This window comes from Paraclostridium tenue (assembly GCF_039521565.1).
GTDB lineage: Bacteria > Bacillota > Clostridia > Peptostreptococcales > Peptostreptococcaceae > Paraclostridium > Paraclostridium tenue.
In genome coordinates, this window is sequence record NZ_BAAACP010000020.1 from 1 (window position 1) to 18,690 (window position 18,690).

An 18,690-nucleotide genomic window follows, 5' to 3' on the forward strand; every position below is an offset into this window, starting at 1 on the left:
AATATTCCTTTTCCAAAAGCTTTCACACCTTTTAAAGCTGTTTTACCTATACTAATTGCAAATTTACCTACAGCTTTAGTTACTGTCAATATTCCTTTTCCAAAAGCTTTCACACCTTTTAAAGCTGTTTTACCTATACTAATTGCAAACCTACCTACAGCTTTAGTTGCATTTAATATACCTTTTCCAAATTTAACTAATTTAGTCTCACCATTTCGTGTAGCTTTTATATAATCTTTTATAGCTGTAGTTGATTTTTGCATAAACTTTATATTATTACTCAATCCTTTTGTTAGTTTTGCAAATGCACCTATAGCTAAGTTGGTAGCAATAAATCCAGCTCCTAATCCTACAACTAATGTTTTTTGCCATTTACTCATTCCGCTTATAGCTTTAGTTATAGAAGATATACCTTTAGCAACTAAAGCTATAAATGGTGATATTACATCTCCAAACCCAATTAATGCATTTTTAGCAGAGTTTAATGCTTTTTTTAGTCCTTGATTTGTTGCTGCATTAACTTTGTTAAAAGCACTCTCAGTAGATCCAGCACTATCTTTCATTTTACCAAGCATATCATTAAATTCTTTTCCTGATTTAGCACTTAATACAAGTGCTGCTTTACCTGCTTCAGCACTACCAAACATATCTGAAAGTGATTTACCACTTTTCTTAGCATCCTTTTCCATTATTGCTAAAATATCACCCAAAGACTTACCTTTTTTTATAAGTTCTGGAAAGGACTTACCACTAGCTTTTTTCAATGCTTTATTTGCAGCTGTACCACTTTTACCAAGTTCATTTAACATACTATTCATATATGTTGTTGTTTCAGCCGATTTTATACCTTTTGATGTCATTATCGCATATCCACTAGCTACTTGACTTAAATTTACACCTAAGGATTTAGCTGTAGGTATAACCTTACCCATATCAGCTGATAACTGACCAACTGTAACTTTACCTAAGTTTTGAGTTTGGATAAGTGTATCACTTACTTTCGTAACATCTTGAGCCTTTAAACCATACGAGTTCATTATTGTAGTTAATATGTCTAATGCTTGTCCTGCTTCTGCAAATCCTGCTTTAGCAAGTTTAGTTGAATTACTTACAAAGTTAACTGCATCTCCAGTTTTTTGACCTGCTGAAATAGCATCATACACGTTATTAGCTATTTCTTCACTTGATATACCTGTTTGGTCTGATAAATCTAATATACTTTTTCTTAAACTATTTAAAGGTACTTGAGTGGTATCTGCTATTGTACTTACTTTTGCTATACCATCTTCAAATCCCATACTTGCTACTGCTGCTGCAGTTCCTAATCCAGTTATAACTGCACTAGCTGGTTTCATTTTACTTGATATGTTTTCAGCTTTTTGACTAGTCTTTTCAAGTCCTTCACTAAATTTATCAAGCTTACTTTTTTCTAGCTGTTTATTAACTTCTTCTAATGCTTTTTTATTTTCCATTAATGATTTTTTGCTATTATTTAATTTAACTTCTGCATTATCTAATTTTTTAATATTACTATCTATAGCTTTATCATTTTTTTCATATTCTTTTTTTAAATTATCTAATTCTTGCTTTAATTTCTTTGATTCTTCACTATTTTTACCCGTTTGACTTACACTTTCTTTATACTTTCTATTTGTTTCTTCTATTTTTATATTTAATCTATCTCTTTCACTTTTTTGTTTTTCTAAATCTTTATTAAGGTCTTTTAGGTGTTTAGATTGGGCTTCTATCATTCTATTTTGTATATTAATTTTACTTGTAAGTCCTGATTGCTTACTTTTTAAAGCATCTGTAGTACTTCCAAATAGTTTCGCTTGTGTATTTGCTAAGTTATAGCTACTTTTTACTTTGTTTAATTCTCTAGCCATTTCAGCCATTTGCCTATTAAACTCAGTACTATTAGCATTTATTTTTACATTAGCAGCCATTTAATTTTTCCTCCTTTCCTCAAAAAATAAAAAGATTATGCATCTGCATAATCTTCATCGTTATTTTCTTCATCTAAATTTTCAGTGTAATACATAAAATAATCTAGCAACTCATTAAGATCCATTTCTAAGCTTTGCTTTAAACTATTACCAAATACTCTTTTTGAAATCTTAAATAAGTTATTTAAGATATTTAAATATATATCATATATATCATTTTTTTCTTCTTCGATATCATCATATCCATTTTCTTTGTCATATTCATCAAATGCACTTTTTTGTTGTTCTACTTTCTCAAAGAAAATATCTCCAATTTTATCATTGATATTTAAAACAACTTTTTTTATTAAATAAAATATACTTAAAGTTTCATATATCTCTAAGTTATATAAATCTCTTATTTTTACTTTATTATCAAAGAAAGTATGTATTAGCTTATAGATATTATTTAATTCATCTTTTCCTGAATCTATTAATTTAAATAGTTCTATAGTCTTTTTATATTTATAGCAAGTACATATATTTATATCTAGACAAGAAATAGTTATATTACAAAAGTCTATTTCTTGTCCTTCATAAAAAGTTGATTAGTTTGTTCTATTTTCTTATCAAGCTTTTCAGCTATTTCTATATCTGCTCTCATGAAATTATAAATTATTTCAGATACTTCAAAATCTTCTTCTATATCTTCAATTGTAAATTGATTATCAAATATAAAAACTAAAACATCCATCATATCTTCTAAATCTTTATACGTATATCCGTCTTGTTGTGAAAGTCTATCTCTTACTTCGGTATATTTTTTATATTTGCTTAATAGCATTTTACCACTATCATATTCTTTCTTTTTTACTGTTATTTTCATATATTTCACCTTCTAAATTAATTATTTTTTAATAAAAATACAACTCTTTGAAATAAGCTAATCAAAGCCATTTTAAAGAGTTGTACCTTATAATTGATTAATACATCGAATATAATTTTATATCTTCTTATATTTGATTATACAAAGAGTTTTTTCTTTAACTTAAAAATTTATATACAATTTATACCGTTTGAGTTGTAACTGGATCTTGAACTTTAGAAAACCAATCTTTTATAGCTTCTTTTGCATCATTATGTTCATCCATTAAGTAACTTTCATCTACTTCAGTATTGTAATTATCATCTAATTCCCTTCCATAGAAAGTACCTTTTAATTTAGAAGTTTGTGTTTTTGTTTTATCTCCTTTTGTATCGTATTCTTCACTAAATCCTTGATTAAACTTTCCACAATAATACCATACAAACTCATACTTTCCATTTGTTTGTCTTGCTCTCCATCCTATAGCTATTTCTGCTGCTTTATCATTTGTATTATTTACTAAAAAACCATTTTTATATGTAGCACCTCTTAATAATGCTTTTTGTTCAGGAGATAATTTATTATTTTCTATTTCTATTTCAGCACTTTCAAAAGTTTCAAATACTTCTTCAACAGTATCATCACTATATGTTTTTTCTACATTATTTTTTATTGTAACTTTAGCTCCTACGGCTCTACCTAATTTTATAGGTGTAGCTGTTTTATATGATGTAGCTGTATTTTCAGTAACTAAAGCTACATAAATATCTTTACATCCCATTCTACGAGTTTTTACTGCTTTTTCTACTGTCATTATTTCAGCTCCTTTCTAAAATAAAAAAGATTTACAAATACTCTGTATAAGTAAATCTAATTGCTTTGCGATAAATTTTTGTTTCTTTTTCATAAAAATTTTGACCAGCATTTTTTATAAAGTCATTTTCTATCATTAATTTTCTAACTTGTTTTTTTAATTTATCTGCTTCTAAACTATCTTTGCTCCATATATCTACTTGAATATAATGTTCTATGCAACTTGCTTCATCATCTTCATAATCACCATCTTGATCTAAATATTCATGTATAGTTATATGAGTTTTATTTAATTCTTCATCATACCACCCCTCAAATACTGGAACATTTGTAGGCTCTAAAGTTTGAGCAACAAGTGCTATAATATCAAATTCCTCATTTTCCACTATATCACCCCTCTAACTTTTTAATTTTTTTTTCATATTCTTTTTTAGCTATATCATCATATTTCTTTTTTAACATTTCATTAACTAAACCAAATGAATGATGTGGAGGCCTTTGACTTGTGCCCCATTCTTCCATTTTCATATAATAATAAGGGCTGTTATCAGATTTTTCCCATCCTACAACAACATAAGTTCTTCCACCTTTCTTCCTTAATTTAGGTTTTGGAACATTATCTCGAGCATGACCATTAGGTCTACTTCCTTTTCTACCACTCTTATTATTATCTTCACTTTCATGGATTAATGGCTTAACAGTATCATAGGCTAACTCCCCACATTCTTTTAATATCTTTTTATTAATACTTTCAACTTCCGTTTCAGTAGCTAAAGACTCAACTGTTTTTATAAGATCATCTAAACCTTCAAATTCCATTTCAATACTCATTTATAAAACCTCTTTACATTTCAAATGAATGTAGTTCTTTTTATATCCTAAGAAATCAGGATAATAAATTTTATATTTTTTGTTTTGCCATACTATAATAAAATCTTCTTTATTTCTTAAAGCTTCAAGTTTTTCACAATATCTTATTTCAAATATTGCTGTATTCTCTAATTTAGCTTCCAAAGCACTATAAAGTTCCTTACCATACAAATCAAGCACATTAGCATAGCAAGGATGAAAGTTTTCTTCTGTTTCTTTAACCCTTCTACCATTTACAATGGTATCTTTTATTGTCTTTATTTCAATTTTATGTTTAAAGGTTTTTAATAATTCCTTTTGCTTAGTTTTGAAATCATTATACATCTTTTTTCACCACACTCATTATTTGAAGATGTGTTAATTCTTTTTGAAAATTCGTTTCAAAATACTCTACAGCATTATTATAAGAATATCTTCCATATTCTAATAATAAGTTTTTAGCAAAGGGGCTGTTATCAAAATCAATTTCAACCCCTGCTATGTAATTTAAATATTCTTTACCTGAACTTAAGCTTCTTTCAAGTTTTTTATTTGTTTCTTCATCATCCCAAGTAATTTGTAAATTTTGTTTTAATTCATCTAACATTATTTACTCTCTGCTGGAACTTCTGCACTTAATTTTGTTATGTCAAATACAAGGAATGATTCATTATCTGTAGGCTTCCCTGTAGCATATTGTTTAGATAAATAAGTTCTTTCATCATCTAAAAACTTATATTCATCTGAATACTCTATTTTTTGACTTGATCCTATTCCCATAAAGTAATCTTTTCCCATTCCTGCTATAAGTTTTCCTTTTGGAACTGCTACAGATTGTATAATTTCTGATGGTATAGGCATAACCCCATGTGCATAAGTACCTTGTGCTGTTAAGAATGTAGTTGCTCCAAACACTTTTTCCCAATAATCTAGAGGGTTAACTAAAATTAAAACAGAAGGTACTGCCCTTGTCCCACCTTTTGTTAGTGGAGCCATTACAGTTTTCCCTAAAGTAGTAGGTTTAAAGTCATTTAATTTTATTGCTGCCTTGTCAGGGTATACTCCTTCAACAACAGAGCCTTTTAAATCTTTTAACATTCCTATAGGTTGGTCTTTTCCAGTTCCTGCGACTATTGCATATTCTAAAGCCATTGATATAGATTCACTTAATACTGCTCTTACATATCTATCTAACCATTCAGGCCCCAAATCTAACATAGCTTTTGAAACTGGCATATATGCTGTTAATTTATACATATCTGTTTTTACCTTATCAAAACCTTCTGAAAGCTCTTTTTTAATTGCATCTGTTAATTTCCCCCACCATGCTGATTCACAATCTGTCTTTCTTATTACCCATTCAGTAACAGCTGTTGTATTTTGGAACGCAATTCTATGTAAAAGTGGATGCTCTTTTTCTAATTCATCAAATACTCTATCAAATACAGTCTTTGGTAAAGCTACATCTAGATTAGTAAAAGCTCTTTTTTCTATTACTTGTTCATAATAATTTCTTTCTTCTGTAGTTAAAACATTCATTCCTCTTTCATTTAATACATTTCTATCATTAACTTGTGCTCTTATTAATGCTCTTGCTTGTGTTTGTGCTTCTTTTAATATATTATCTTGTATTCCTTCTGCCATTCTAACTAAAGCTGCCGATATATCTTCTGAATTATTCTTTTTTAAAGCTTCATCTACTTGTGCTCTTATTTGTCCCATATCTACTGTTTTATCTAAGTTTTTCATTCCCATATTAATTAATTCCTCACTTTCTTATTTAAATGCATTAAAAAATGCTGAAATAATTTCAGCACTTCTATTTTCATTAATTTTATTTTGTTTTTCTGGACCTTCTAAGTTTTTTTCTTTTTCTCTCATTTCTTTAATTGAAATATTTGATAATTCTTCAGAACGACAACTTATTTCTGTATCTGAATATGCTGGAATAGGTGTAGCTGTTATTTCAAATAAATCAACTTCTGTAATATCTCGATAGAAATTCCAATCATCATCCCATCTAGTCTTTTGATTTACTATATTAAATCCAAAACTACAGCCTTTTACTAATCCTAACCTTACATTTTCTAATAAGTCATTACCATCTGATGTATTAGGAACTTCTAAACTAAATCTTAGACCTTTATTATCTTCCTCAAGTTCTAAGTTTGAATTAGTTCTCCCTACAACTTTATTCCAATCATGGTTAATAAGCATAAACTTATCTCTAGTCTTATCATTTAATGTTTTTAAAAATGCTCCTGGTGAAATCTTTTCATAAAAGCAATCTCCCCATCTATCCTTTAGTTTTGTATATTCATCACTAAATATAGCAGCATAACCTTCTATTTTTCTTGTTTCTAAATCAGTACTTCTAAATTGTAGATTTACTGTTCTCTTTTCCATTTTGTCTTTCACCTCCTTTCAAATCAGGATTAAGTACAGATTGATAGTTTTTAGTTACATAGTGCTCTTTTGACCAATCTGTATTAATTGGCTCTTTTCCTATCAATTCTAAGTTATCATCAATTGAGTTAACACCTATTCTAAATAGTAAATCGGCTGCTTTAGATATTTTTGATATATCTACATCTCTAATTCTTTGAGTGTTCATTTTTACATATGTCCTTTCAATAAAATCAGATTTACCATATATTTTTCTATTTATTTCAGTTGTAATAAGCTTTGCAATTGGATTTATACAAAACATTAGGAAGTTATCAGTTTGTCCTTCAACTCCTGCTATATCTCCCTTTATAACTCCTGCTGGAACATGAAAAGCCGATGCAACAAAGTCTATAATATCGTCTATAACAGCTCTTATATCCCTACTATCCTTAATAGTTCCTGCATTTTTACTTTCTTCAAACTTATAACTATTACTAAGAGGTAAAACTGCATTTTCAGATTCTAAGTAATTTTTAAAATCTTCTTGCATTAATTTATCAAAGTTTTCTTTTGCAATCCCTTGAATTGGAGCTTGTCCGTTTATTTGTAATATCCCTTTTCTTCCATTTGATTTTTTATATGAAGATATAGAAACTCCTAAAAGTTTACTGTAATCACTATATAAGCCATCTATAACTGTTTTTATATTGGCATCATTAAGTTTTAAGTAAATAACATCCGATTCCTCAAATGTATCACTTAATTGATATCCTCTTACAACTACGTTTTTATATGTATCTTCATAAAACACATATTCCTCATGTTCAAATGAATCAGCTACAAATAACTGGTCATCATGTTGAATTATCAAACATTCATTATCATAAACTAAGTTTGAAATAACCTGCATCCAAAACTCTGTAGCATTTTGATTCATATTAGGCTCAATATTAAATAAATAGTAGTTATTTTTTTTAAGCTTTTTACCTTTTTCAAAAGTTTCAAACTCTGCTAAAATCAAAGCATTTGTAATTATGGATATACAAGTTTGTATAGCAAATTCTTTATAAAATATTTCAGCTTGTAAAGAACTTGTACCAGTACCATTCATTTTTGTACTAAATAAATTGCTAAAAAAGTTTCTTATTCCTATTTTAATCACCTCCATTAATATGAATAGCATCCATAATAGCTTTGTTCATTAACAACACTTTGAGGGATATTTTCATCTTCACTTAATGCATGTAAAAAAGCAAAAAAGCCATCAGTTTTTCTTAACTTAGGCTCTATCTTTTTATAACTTTTATTCCCTTTTTTATCCATATCTACATAAACATTATTTGTATACCATCGCATCATAGGATCATCACCAAAAATTATATTTTCATTAGCAAATAACTGTTCTAATAAAGGAGCTATTTTGTTATGAGTTATGTATCCATTACGAACATCACTTAAAGGCAACCCTGCTTCATTAAATGCACTCGCTAATAATGATTTTCTATAGCTATCAGTTTTGATATCTTTTATGTTATATTTTGTTGCCATTTCTAAAAACCAATCTACTATATATTTAGGATCAACTGAATCTTCTTTTAAAATAGTACATAAATTCATTTTTTTTGCTAACTCAATATCAAATTTTATTTTCCTACCAGGTAAAGTTAATGCCTTATGACATATAAATGTATGATGTAACCATACTCTTTTATCTCCAAACTTAAATAAAAGTCCACATCCTACAAAGTCCCTTATACTGGCATAGTCTACTCCACCAATACAAGTACATCCATCTAAAATAGGAATCTTTTGATTTGTAGCAACTATTTTTTCCCATTCTGCTACAACAGTAAAACTATCTTGAGCAGGTCTATTCATACGTTTTGTCATAAATTCAATTGCTAATTGAGGTTGATATTTCATATCTTCATATTCTTGCTCCATCTCAATTCTTAAATCTTTAAAGAATTTAAATGATGGATTAGCTTTATTCCACATTTCTTTATCATCTACTTCCTTATCATCATCTAGTCTATAAATAATAGGAAGTAACCTCATTGTTTTATTTTCACCTTTTAATATAGCTTCTGCTATTTCTAAGTAATCATCTAATACTCCACCTCTTACATTTCCATTTGTGGTTATCATAAATGTTCTTGAATGTTCTTTTTTACCTAATGCCGATTTAAATACCTTTATATTTGAATAATCTTCATATTCATGTATTTCATCAAATATAATACATGCTGGTCTTAAACCATCTTTAGTTCTAGCATTTGATGTATTATATTTTATATATGATTTAGTTTTTTTAAATACAATCTTTTCTTTTGTATAATAAAATGCTTTTTGAAGTTTTTTATTATCATCTATAACATTATATACATCTTCAAATGATGTTTTAGCCTGGTCTTCACTATTAGCAACTATATCCACATTGTATTCCCTTTTACCATGAAAAGAGGTTGTTAAATACCAACTTAAAGCACTAATAAATCCATTTTTACCAGCACCTCTACCCATTACTAATAAAAAAGTATTCCATACTAAAGTTTCATCATCGTAATAGCAATGTACTAAGCCTATAATAAACTTTTCCCAGTCTAAAAGCTTATATGGAAAATATTGTTCTATCTTCTCTATTGCTTTATCAATTTTTTCTGAATCTATAAAAACATTAGGTTGAGAAAGTTTTTCTTTAATTAAAACTATAAGTTTTTTTATATCTTCACCAACTATAAGAGATCCACTTTCAACTAAATCAATATATCTATCTATATGTTTATTAAATTTCATCGTCATCATCTACTTTTGGTGTAGGTATTAATCCAATTCTTACTTTTATTTCAAGCATAGTCTTTAGCATTTTTCCTAATTCACTAAGACTGTCATTCTTTTTAAATCCTACTTGCTCCCCATTCTTCCATTGAATGGTTACACCTCTTTGTTCTATATCCTTATTTAAACTATCTACAATCACACAAAGTTTTATATACTGTTCTACTAAATGGATATTATCTTTGGTATCAGTACCCTTGCTTTTAAGTTGGTCTATCATATCTTCTTTAATTTCTAAAATATTTCCCAAGTCTTGCACCATTGCATCTTTGCACACCTTTTTTAGTGCATTTTCTCTAGACCAACCATGTCTTCTTTTCCATGATTTTATTGTATTTACTTTTACATTATACTTCTCAGCTATATCCTTATACTTCATACCTGAAATATAGTCAATATAGGCTTTTTCGTGTTTTTCTAAACTTTTCCCATTAGCCATTTCACCACCTCAATTTTAATATGAAAAATTTAGTTGCACCCTATATTTTTTAAGGTTGCCACCCCCCTCACATGAAAAGTGATTTTTTCTCTTTTGTCCGGGGTATACTCCGACCTATACGGCTTACCCTAGAGTCGATTTTTTTAATAGGGGGGCTATGGTATAAAATTTTTTACCATCTTTCTTCATTTGTAAATTTTGTTTTAACCCTAGCTAAGTGTTTTTCATGGATTAAGTTATGGCATCTATTGCACAAGCTAATAAGGTTGTTTATATCTAATGCAAGTTCAGGATACTTCTTAAGCTCCTTAATATGATGAACACATTCAGCTTTATGATATCTTCCATGCTTCTTACATTCCTGACATTCATTATTATCTCTTAGTAATGCTTCTTTTCTTTTCTTAATCCACTTATATGTTTTGTAAAACTTATTAGCTTCTTCATCTTGTATATATCTTTTAAATCTAATATGGCCCATAAGTTTTACCACTTCCCAATATCAATTTAAAAATAAAAAAGACTAGAAACTAATCTAGTCTTTTTTTAGATAAGTAATAAGCATTACCCTACTTATTACTATCTCATTCCTCTTTTTTTCATATAGTCATCTTAGCAAGCTATCGGAGTTGCACCAATATATTACTACAACTTGCATGTTACCAGGTGCAGGGACAAACACCTGGCTAAGCTAAAAAGTTAAGTGAGATTATAAAACTTTATGTATTTATAATTTTTCCACACTATCATATTAACATTTTAAAATCCCTATTAAAACCCTCACTTTTCCCATGCTATTCCCACGCTCGTAATGCATCTATTCCCCATAGTAATATACTTAACTCTTTTATTACTACATCACTCCACCTCTTCGGCATATTCTTACTGCAATTTAATTCTTCTTGTATTTCTTCATTTGTCTTTTCTTTTATAAAAAATAATTCAAACGCTTTATATTTCTCATATTCTTTTCTCATTCTAAATTTAGTTTCTAAGTAATCTAAGCTATCTTCTATGTATTTTAAAATTTTAACTGTTCTTGCTTTACTTCTAGCTATACTCTCTAACCACATAAATTCAACCTTCATGTATGGATCTTCTTCGTCTAGAGATTCAAACTTAATTTTTATCTGCTCTCCATCTCCCTTCATATGTTCTTTTAAAACATTATAGTTTTTCATTAGCATCTTTGTATTATGAAACCTTCTATCTTTACCTTGATTAGCTATTTCAAATACAGCTTCTTTAGCTACCTTCTTTGCCATACTCTTAATTAAATCTTCTCCACCTATTTCTTTTAATGCTTTCTTTATTACATCTTCAGCTAATTCCTTTGCTCTATTTTCTAAATTTATTTGATATGCTTCACTACTCATAATCTCTCCACCTAACCTGCTATATATTTTAATATCTCTTCCTTAGCTTCTTCAAATCCATTACAAACTACTGCTCTATATCCTTGTTTTGTTAAATCTGCTATCCATTCTTTTTGTTCTTTGCTTGTCCTTCCATTTCCAAACTTCATTTCTATATATAATCCATGATACTTTTTTCTTGAAACTGGTAAACATAAATCTGGAACTCCCTTTTTAACTCCGCCTCGTTTTAATCTAGCAGCTTCTAATTTACCTCTTTTACCTCCATTTGGAATATGATATATTAACTTTAATTCTGGATACTTACAAACATTTATATTGCACCAGTCTATTAATGTCATTTGTTCCGTTTCTTCACTTCTTTTCATATATTTATACATTATCTATTTGTCCTTTTCTTTATTTTTTTCATTTATTACAACTAGATCTTCTTTATGACTACACATAGGACATCTATATTTTTGATTCTTTTCATCTATTTCAAAGTATGTATTACATTCTCTGCATTCTATATAAATCTTTTTCATATCAAATCTAACCTTTTCTAAAAGGATTTTATACCTACTGGGTAATATTTCATTTAATTTACTCTTTATTCTTTATTTAAACTCTTTATATTATCAATGATTCTAAATTTTTTATTATATAATCTTTGATTAAATATCCATCAATTGAAACCATACCAGGTATATACACACTTAAATTTTTAAACATACATAAATCAAATTTAACTAACAATCCTTTTTTAGTTTTAGTTGTTTCTATATCATTTTCGTAACAACGATCGTAATCTAACTTAATTTCTAATATATCTATTAGATTAGATATCTTTTCTTTTTTATCACTTATACTCACTTCTTCTTCAATCAATTCAAATTCTTTTCCTAGCTTTATCTCAGGTTTACCTAATGAATTTATTTTTAACTCTCCTACTAAAAACTCTCTACCTTCATGATCTCTAGCAAAATATTCATCTGTTTTACTATATAATTCAGCTTCATATTCATTCCCTTCAAATGCTTGTGCTAATGCTTCGAATCCTTCTGTTAGTTTGTCATTACATACTGTAAACCCTTGTATACATTTAACTTTTATTTTATTCTTTATCATCTATAGAACCTCCTATAAGCTTATTAAATGAATCTATACTATAAAACATCAAATCTTCATTTCCAACAGCTATAACAAAGTTATATCCCTTTCTTATTCTGTCCCATCTATCTTTTGCAGTTTTAAATGCATTTTCAGTTTTATTGCAAGTTGCCATGTATCTAATAAAATCATCTTTAGTCACAACCCTGTATCTATAACTTTCCATATTAGTAATTCCTGTATTTATTAATCTAATTGGTTGTGGTATTGGTATTGGCATATTTATACATTTAAAAACTTTTTCATTTTCTTCTTTATTTTTAATTTTATTTTTATTTTGTTGCTCCTTTATCTTTTTAAATATATTACTCATATTCTCACCCTTTCATTAAATAAATGAATTATTTTATTTATTTTTATAATATTCCCGCCACAGTTCTAACCCAAATAACTCTATGTATATAATCTTCATCTATTTTAAACTCAATGCAAGTACCATATTTTTGTATATTAATAATTTCATTTATAATTCCAAGAACTTGACTTGTTGATAATTGTGTAGATGGTGCTACTTTTCTAGCTAATTCTTTTTTTTCTTCTTCTCCCATACTTTTCTCCTTTTTAATAAAAATTATATTTTATATAAAAGAATTATTTTATTTAATCTATCTCATAGTAACCATGTTTGGATATCTTTTCTTTTGTTCATCACATCTTAATATATCTAATATGTATTTAGCATTCATATAATCATTTAATATTAAAATCAATTTATCATCTTCATATATTCCATAATCACAAACAACATCTTTTAATTTATATCTTGACTTCATATTAACCCTCCAAACATAAATAAAAATTATATTTTGTATAAAAGAATTATTTTATTTAAACAATTCTTTTGCTACTTCCGCTATTTTATTCGTATATTCTTTCCAACAATCAAAACATACATCTCTATGTTGTATTCCTTCTGTACTTCCAAAAGTTATTTCAATTGTAGTTAAATCTTCTTCTTTATTTACTTGTTTATTGCAACAATCACAATAATATTCAATCTTTCTTCCCATCTTTTTTCTCCTTAAATAAAAATTACATTTAATTAATTTCTTCTATTGCTCCTACTTCCTCTCCAAAGTCAATTTCAATCTTATCATCAATTAAAATTTTCTCTTCGCTACCCTCTACCCTTTTTACATTTTTTTCACATTTAACTTTATAATATCCTGTATATTCCCATCCATTTACTGATACATCGATATTAAATTTTTTCATATGATCACCTCTTAGTCTATTAATAAATGTTTTATATCTGTATATTTAACCCACATAAAATTACCCTTTTTGTTCTTTTCTTGAATATGATTTATATTGCAATCAACACAGTTTACAAGACTTTCTTTATAACTGCATTTTACTTGTCCGCAATATAACTTATTTCCTTTTTTATATTCTGAATCAATTTGAACAACTGATTTTTCATTTAATTTAATCTTCATATAACCTTACTCCTTAACTAATCATAGCTTGTACAAATATATTTAATGCAATTATTAAAAACAGTGCTATAAATGGAGCTATCATAGCAAATAATCGTTCTCTGTTATTCATACTATACATACTTCCTTAAATACTTTTTATTTATAACTTTTCTAATTCTAGTTTTAATTCTTCTAATTCATTTCTTAGAACATCTAATACTTTGTTTTTTAACTTATTATTCAAGTGAAATGATTGTTCTTCAAACCAACCATATGCACTACTTTTAAATATATATCTAGTCTTTTCTTTTATTATTTTTCCAGTCCATACCTTTTCAGCTACACGTATAAAACTCTCTAATCTATCTATTTCTTTTTTTATCTCATTTCCTTTAACTAAATTTTCATATTTCATTAAATCACCTTACTTTCAATCACAAGCATTTGTAGTAGTTTCAACATACATTTCTAAGTTATTTAGACACTTTTTACATATGTATCCATCTATAAGCTCCTTCACTTCTCCACAGCAAACGCAAATAGATGTTATTTTATTCATTTTATTAGCTGCTTGTCTTTTTGCTCTAGCTTTGCCAGCGTGATATTTACCGCAATACTTAGCATTAGGTTGAGTTGTTTTAAACTCTTTACCACAATACTCACATTCCTTTATATACATTGTAAATATCTCCTTTAATAGTTTTTATTCACTTTCTACTCCTATATAATCTAAAACCTCTTTCATTCCTAAATGATCCATGCAATATGAATGTAATTGAGGATGTGTTCTTTTTAACCTTTGAAATCTATTCTCTCCTTTTTCGAGAGTTACTCCAAATCCACAGAAAATGCATCCAGTACGTTGTTCTCCTGTGGTTACTAATATTCCATCCTTTTCAGTAATATCTCCATAAACTTCACAATATCTTTTTTTATGTATTTTTAAATATTCTAATATATCTGTTGTTAACCAAACACTAAGAGGTTTACTTTGTGGTCTTTTATTATTAAAAGCATTACATCCACCATCTTTAACATATCTTATAGTTCTATTATTGCTTTCATTTGCCATAACTCCTGTTATTGGCACTCTTCCTGTTGTTTTTTCATATTTATGGAAAGGTCTCTTCTTCATAACATCACAACATTGTTCACTTATTTTAATTTTACCGTCTAATAAATAGTGCCATTTATTGCTTAATTTACCTGCTGTTCCTTTTTCATCTCCATAAAGTAATTTATTTCTATATTTAATACTAAGGTTTTGTGTAGTTAACTTCCTAATAGCCATAGCCTGCGATTTTGATATAAGTGGATATCCATACTTATCTAAAACTTGTCTAAAGTTCATAGGCGGTCTTAAAATTATTAATATATCGCCTAATTCTTTTTTTAACTCATATACAAATTCTTTCAACTCAGGAAATTCCAATCCAGTATCTACAAACACTCTTGGAATTTTTATATCTCCAAAACGTTCTAATTCAACTTCTGCTACTAGATAATGTAATACTGTAGAATCTTTCCCTCCACTAAATGAAACATATAACCCCTCTCTACCATATAGATCTATTGCTAGATTTATCCTATTCTTAGTTATAGCTTCCTTCATCCATAACGGATATGCTTGTCTTATTTTTAAAATATCTTTTAACAACACAAAACTCACCTATTTCATTTAAATTTATTTTCTTTCTAGTTCAATAGTCTCAGCTTCATCTAAAATAAACTCTTCTCCACACTCACATTCAAATGTTTTATTAGATTCAAATTCTTTGTCCTTTTCTAAGCAATCAGCTTGTTTACAATTTGGACAAGCAATCACATGTATTTTCATTAGATTCATCTCCTATTTTCTTAACTATTTGTGCATACATCCACAGTTAGAACATTGATAAAATATTCCTAATTTGGTTTTCAATTTATAAACTATCCCATCACAAATAGGGCATTTATTTTCTCTAGCTCCCAATATATTCAATTTCTACTCCCCCTCTTATCAGCTATATATGCTAATATTTCTATGCCTCCATATAAAAAAGTCAAATAAATTAAAAATATATACAAATCTTTCATTTTATTCCTATCCTAACAATTGTGCTATATCATAAACTTTTCTACCAGATACACTAATATGCACTGGTGTTAAATCAAATGAATACATAAAGTTTTTCTTATCTAATTTACATATACATAGCGATTGTAGCTGGTGTTTAGCTATGATACTTAAATTTACTTTAGACTGTAAATCTTTCTTTTCTTTTTCTAATTTTTCATTTTTTCTATTAGCTTCTTCAAGCTTACTTTTTAGGTCCTGTATTTCTTTTTCTACATCTGATTTTGATTCCAATTCACTTTTTAATTTATCTTTTTCATTTTCTAACTTTGATATTGTATCGTCTTTAATTCGTAAAAAGTGTCTGCATTGATCTTCTTTACGCTTTAATCGTTGCTTATGTTCTTCTTCTTTTTCTTTTAAAATAGTTTCGTGTCTATATTTACTTACAACAAACACTTCAATCACTCCTTATTATTTAAAATTAAGTTTTAATACTTCTTTTGTTTCTCTATGTACAAATGTAAAACTGTTATGGTCCTGTCTTTCTAATAAATACTGCATAAAATCAAATCCATTGTTTGCTAACAAGTTCTTTTGTCTTCTAGTTAATTTCTTTAGCTTCTTCATTATCTATCTCTCTCCTATAAATTTATCTCAACATTGTTAATGCCATATCTAGCCCTATGATAACTGCATCTTGTACTAAATTTCCTTTTCCATCCCAGTCTTTTTTCTTTCTATCTAAAAGCAACTCTAAATCTTTTATGTTAGTTTCATATCTTTTGCACTTTTTACAATCATCATCTATAGGCTGCTTAATATCATCAAATCTTCTTCCTGCTTCTTTCCATATCTCATAAAATTCATAATCTTTGTTCTCTATAATTTCTTTTATATCTAAATCCTTCTCTTGACATATCTCATTAACAATCCCTATTAGTTCTATTGCACTTTCTGTTATACTCATTGTTTTCACCTATATTAAATTCAATTTTGGTTTTATTTTTTCGAATCTTACATTTACACCATTTTTAACTATTGAACATTCACGACATTTTCTTAAATTACTATATAAAAAATTCACGCTAACCCCAGTTGTTTTAGCTGCACTTTTCACATCAGTAAATTTTAATTCTATATCATTAACTTTTGCTAGTATTTCTTTAGATATTTCCTTTTCAACCATGTTTAATAAATGATTTTCAAATTCTAAGTAATGTTCATCACTTTTAAATTTCATCAATCCTTTTGCATTCAATTTTGCATATTCTTCTAATTCTTCGCCCCATACCATTCCTTCTTTTAACAAGTCCTTCGCTATCTTTGAGGCTATTGATTTTTCATTCTTAGTTAGCATATTTCATACTTCCTTTATATGAATTTATTTATTTTCTTTAAAATACTCTTTAGCTTTTTCTTCAGAATAAAGAAAAACACAGTTTGAATAACCTTTTAATAATGTTCTAGTAGAGCAAGCTTCTTTATCACAAATATTTTCGTGAGTACATACTTTTCCATCTACAGCAAATAAACAATTTGTATTTTTAAGTTTTACTTTTCCCAAATCTATCACCTCATTCTTTATACTTTCTCATTCTTGCATATATGTAAGGCTTTCCATTATGTTCATTTAAGTAAATCTCATGATCTATAAATACATATCCTGGATTCGCTTTTTCCATTTCTTCTTTTACTAAATCTCTAAATCTAACCATGTTATTTATTTTCTTCTTACTAAATTTTGAGTGATTTCTAGTTATACGTGGCTCTTTTAAGTTTTTACTACTACACCATCTTTTTTTCCCTTTTGGGTCTTTTGATAGATACGTAGCTAATCCAGTTAACCAAAGTTCATCTGTATCTAATTTTCTTATGTTATTTCTTCTTCCAAGCTTCCAGGCTTTTTCTACCTCTTCTATGGATAATATAGAATTCATTATCATATGATGATGGCATCTAATACCCTTAATCCCTTCTGAGTGCTCTGTAACATATATATATTTAAGTTCCACGTCTAACTTTTTTTTACTAATTAACCGTTTAATTCTTCTTATAAAATTCTGCATATCTTTTTTAGCTTGTTTATGATCCTTTGGTAAGTTCTTATCAGAATATGTAAATGTTATAAAAAAATCTCCATCGGTAAAATTAGTATTAATTTTTCTTATGAAGTTCTTTTGTGCATTCTTATTATTTAAATTCCTTTGAGTTTCCTTGTTCTTTTTTATTTTCCACTCTTTAGGCATTTCTGATTTCAAATACATTGGATATGTTTCTATCTCTCTAATAAATCCACTATCTATAGTTTTTGTTACATATGAGCATTTAGTTCTTACATCTATAATTTGATTTATTTCAGCTTCATCTATATCTGCTTCTAATACTCTTGTATGTAACCTTTCATAATCACTATCTATAAACTTCTTTCTTTTGTCCCTCATATTTTAATTCACCTATTACTTTAGTTTTATATATAAACATGGTTGATTTGTTAATACTTATTACAAGCCTATTTAAGAGCCTATGCTCTTATTTTTTTATGGCTTATGAATTTAAATCTTACAT

The 18,690-nt window shown here is 27.7% G+C and carries 33 protein-coding genes; all 33 read right to left on the reverse strand.

Features of this window, described 5'->3' with window-relative positions:
• Window positions 1-1,946 (reverse strand): phage tail tape measure protein (locus ABFX13_RS12595; RefSeq protein ID WP_346046564.1); only part of this gene is annotated, 1,946 nt, incomplete at its 3' end.
• A 559-nt stretch (window positions 1,947-2,505) separates the two neighbouring features.
• The gene (gene gpG, locus ABFX13_RS12600) at window positions 2,506-2,811 is read right to left on the reverse strand and encodes a phage tail assembly chaperone G (RefSeq protein ID WP_346046566.1); all 306 of its coding nucleotides are present in this window, start codon (window positions 2,809-2,811) and stop codon (window positions 2,506-2,508) included.
• A gap of 181 nt (window positions 2,812-2,992) precedes the next feature.
• Window positions 2,993-3,604: a major tail protein gene (locus ABFX13_RS12605; protein WP_346046568.1), complete on the reverse strand. Its 612-nt coding sequence runs from the start codon at window positions 3,602-3,604 to the stop codon at window positions 2,993-2,995.
• Between the two features lie 31 nt (window positions 3,605-3,635).
• Window positions 3,636-3,989 (reverse strand): hypothetical protein, encoded by a 354-nt coding sequence (locus ABFX13_RS12610; RefSeq protein WP_346046570.1) that lies wholly within the window; start codon window positions 3,987-3,989, stop codon window positions 3,636-3,638.
• A gap of 4 nt (window positions 3,990-3,993) precedes the next feature.
• Window positions 3,994-4,434: an HK97-gp10 family putative phage morphogenesis protein gene (locus tag ABFX13_RS12615; RefSeq protein WP_346046572.1), complete on the reverse strand. Its 441-nt coding sequence runs from the start codon at window positions 4,432-4,434 to the stop codon at window positions 3,994-3,996.
• Window positions 4,435-4,797: a phage head closure protein gene (locus ABFX13_RS12620; protein WP_346046574.1), complete on the reverse strand. Its 363-nt coding sequence runs from the start codon at window positions 4,795-4,797 to the stop codon at window positions 4,435-4,437.
• The gene (locus ABFX13_RS12625) at window positions 4,790-5,059 is read right to left on the reverse strand and encodes a hypothetical protein (RefSeq protein ID WP_195923831.1); all 270 of its coding nucleotides are present in this window, start codon (window positions 5,057-5,059) and stop codon (window positions 4,790-4,792) included. Before ABFX13_RS12625 ends, ABFX13_RS12620 begins: the two co-directional genes overlap by 8 nt.
• On the reverse strand, window positions 5,059-6,207 hold the full coding sequence (locus ABFX13_RS12630; RefSeq protein WP_195923830.1) for a phage major capsid protein: 1,149 nt from the start codon (window positions 6,205-6,207) through the stop codon (window positions 5,059-5,061). The genes ABFX13_RS12625 and ABFX13_RS12630 overlap by 1 nt, the downstream gene beginning before the upstream one ends.
• A 21-nt stretch (window positions 6,208-6,228) precedes the next feature.
• Window positions 6,229-6,858 carry an HK97 family phage prohead protease gene (locus tag ABFX13_RS12635; RefSeq protein ID WP_346046577.1) on the reverse strand — a complete coding sequence of 210 codons (630 nt, stop codon included), beginning with the start codon at window positions 6,856-6,858 and terminating at the stop codon, window positions 6,229-6,231.
• Window positions 6,827-8,008 (reverse strand): phage portal protein, encoded by a 1,182-nt coding sequence (locus tag ABFX13_RS12640; protein ID WP_346046579.1) that lies wholly within the window; start codon window positions 8,006-8,008, stop codon window positions 6,827-6,829. Before ABFX13_RS12640 ends, ABFX13_RS12635 begins: the two co-directional genes overlap by 32 nt.
• Complete coding sequence (locus ABFX13_RS12645) at window positions 8,008-9,636, reverse strand: terminase large subunit domain-containing protein (RefSeq protein ID WP_346046581.1); 1,629 nt, start codon at window positions 9,634-9,636, stop codon at window positions 8,008-8,010. The genes ABFX13_RS12640 and ABFX13_RS12645 overlap by 1 nt, the downstream gene beginning before the upstream one ends.
• Complete coding sequence (locus tag ABFX13_RS12650) at window positions 9,626-10,117, reverse strand: P27 family phage terminase small subunit (protein WP_346046584.1); 492 nt, start codon at window positions 10,115-10,117, stop codon at window positions 9,626-9,628. The genes ABFX13_RS12645 and ABFX13_RS12650 overlap by 11 nt, the downstream gene beginning before the upstream one ends.
• A 172-nt stretch (window positions 10,118-10,289) precedes the next feature.
• Entirely contained in the window at window positions 10,290-10,598 is a 309-nt protein-coding gene (locus tag ABFX13_RS12655; protein ID WP_346046586.1) for an HNH endonuclease, read from the reverse strand.
• Window positions 10,599-10,911: 313 nt separating this feature from the next.
• Window positions 10,912-11,493 (reverse strand): hypothetical protein, encoded by a 582-nt coding sequence (locus ABFX13_RS12660; RefSeq protein ID WP_346046588.1) that lies wholly within the window; start codon window positions 11,491-11,493, stop codon window positions 10,912-10,914.
• Between the two features lie 11 nt (window positions 11,494-11,504).
• A complete protein-coding gene (locus tag ABFX13_RS12665; protein WP_346046590.1) occupies window positions 11,505-11,861 on the reverse strand; it encodes a VRR-NUC domain-containing protein in 357 nt (118 codons plus the stop codon).
• Window positions 11,862-11,876: 15 nt separating this feature from the next.
• Window positions 11,877-12,020 (reverse strand): Sec23/Sec24 zinc finger-containing protein, encoded by a 144-nt coding sequence (locus ABFX13_RS12670; protein WP_346046592.1) that lies wholly within the window; start codon window positions 12,018-12,020, stop codon window positions 11,877-11,879.
• An 85-nt stretch (window positions 12,021-12,105) separates the two neighbouring features.
• Window positions 12,106-12,603, reverse strand: coding sequence for a hypothetical protein (locus ABFX13_RS12675; RefSeq protein ID WP_346046594.1), 498 nt, complete (start codon window positions 12,601-12,603; stop codon window positions 12,106-12,108).
• Window positions 12,590-12,958 carry a hypothetical protein gene (locus ABFX13_RS12680; protein WP_346046596.1) on the reverse strand — a complete coding sequence of 123 codons (369 nt, stop codon included), beginning with the start codon at window positions 12,956-12,958 and terminating at the stop codon, window positions 12,590-12,592. Before ABFX13_RS12680 ends, ABFX13_RS12675 begins: the two co-directional genes overlap by 14 nt.
• Window positions 12,959-13,001: 43 nt before the next feature.
• A complete protein-coding gene (locus tag ABFX13_RS12685) occupies window positions 13,002-13,193 on the reverse strand; it encodes a hypothetical protein (RefSeq protein ID WP_346046598.1) in 192 nt (63 codons plus the stop codon).
• Between the two features lie 57 nt (window positions 13,194-13,250).
• Complete coding sequence (locus ABFX13_RS12690) at window positions 13,251-13,418, reverse strand: hypothetical protein (RefSeq protein WP_346046600.1); 168 nt, start codon at window positions 13,416-13,418, stop codon at window positions 13,251-13,253.
• A gap of 51 nt (window positions 13,419-13,469) precedes the next feature.
• Window positions 13,470-13,655 carry a hypothetical protein gene (locus tag ABFX13_RS12695; RefSeq protein WP_346046602.1) on the reverse strand — a complete coding sequence of 62 codons (186 nt, stop codon included), beginning with the start codon at window positions 13,653-13,655 and terminating at the stop codon, window positions 13,470-13,472.
• A 28-nt stretch (window positions 13,656-13,683) separates the two neighbouring features.
• Complete coding sequence (locus ABFX13_RS12700) at window positions 13,684-13,860, reverse strand: hypothetical protein (protein ID WP_346046604.1); 177 nt, start codon at window positions 13,858-13,860, stop codon at window positions 13,684-13,686.
• Between the two features lie 11 nt (window positions 13,861-13,871).
• A complete protein-coding gene (locus ABFX13_RS12705; RefSeq protein ID WP_346046606.1) occupies window positions 13,872-14,084 on the reverse strand; it encodes a hypothetical protein in 213 nt (70 codons plus the stop codon).
• 142 nt (window positions 14,085-14,226) lie between these two features.
• Window positions 14,227-14,481: a hypothetical protein gene (locus ABFX13_RS12710; protein ID WP_346046608.1), complete on the reverse strand. Its 255-nt coding sequence runs from the start codon at window positions 14,479-14,481 to the stop codon at window positions 14,227-14,229.
• Between the two features lie 15 nt (window positions 14,482-14,496).
• Window positions 14,497-14,745, reverse strand: a complete 249-nt coding sequence (locus ABFX13_RS12715) for a hypothetical protein (protein ID WP_346046610.1) — start codon at window positions 14,743-14,745, stop codon at window positions 14,497-14,499.
• A gap of 24 nt (window positions 14,746-14,769) precedes the next feature.
• On the reverse strand, window positions 14,770-15,723 hold the full coding sequence (locus ABFX13_RS12720) for a phosphoadenosine phosphosulfate reductase domain-containing protein (protein WP_346046612.1): 954 nt from the start codon (window positions 15,721-15,723) through the stop codon (window positions 14,770-14,772).
• 27 nt (window positions 15,724-15,750) lie between these two features.
• The gene (locus ABFX13_RS12725) at window positions 15,751-15,903 is read right to left on the reverse strand and encodes a hypothetical protein (protein WP_346046614.1); all 153 of its coding nucleotides are present in this window, start codon (window positions 15,901-15,903) and stop codon (window positions 15,751-15,753) included.
• A 246-nt stretch (window positions 15,904-16,149) separates the two neighbouring features.
• Window positions 16,150-16,581, reverse strand: coding sequence for a hypothetical protein (locus ABFX13_RS12730; protein ID WP_346046617.1), 432 nt, complete (start codon window positions 16,579-16,581; stop codon window positions 16,150-16,152).
• A gap of 15 nt (window positions 16,582-16,596) precedes the next feature.
• Window positions 16,597-16,752, reverse strand: coding sequence for a DUF6906 family protein (locus tag ABFX13_RS12735; RefSeq protein ID WP_195923860.1), 156 nt, complete (start codon window positions 16,750-16,752; stop codon window positions 16,597-16,599).
• 22 nt (window positions 16,753-16,774) lie between these two features.
• On the reverse strand, window positions 16,775-17,092 hold the full coding sequence (locus tag ABFX13_RS12740; RefSeq protein ID WP_346046620.1) for a hypothetical protein: 318 nt from the start codon (window positions 17,090-17,092) through the stop codon (window positions 16,775-16,777).
• 9 nt (window positions 17,093-17,101) lie between these two features.
• Entirely contained in the window at window positions 17,102-17,482 is a 381-nt protein-coding gene (locus tag ABFX13_RS12745) for a hypothetical protein (RefSeq protein ID WP_346046623.1), read from the reverse strand.
• Between the two features lie 24 nt (window positions 17,483-17,506).
• Window positions 17,507-17,689, reverse strand: coding sequence for a hypothetical protein (locus tag ABFX13_RS12750; protein WP_346046625.1), 183 nt, complete (start codon window positions 17,687-17,689; stop codon window positions 17,507-17,509).
• Window positions 17,690-17,699: 10 nt separating this feature from the next.
• Window positions 17,700-18,566, reverse strand: a complete 867-nt coding sequence (locus tag ABFX13_RS12755; protein WP_346046627.1) for a rolling circle replication-associated protein — start codon at window positions 18,564-18,566, stop codon at window positions 17,700-17,702.
• Between the last annotated feature and the right edge of the window lie 124 nt (window positions 18,567-18,690).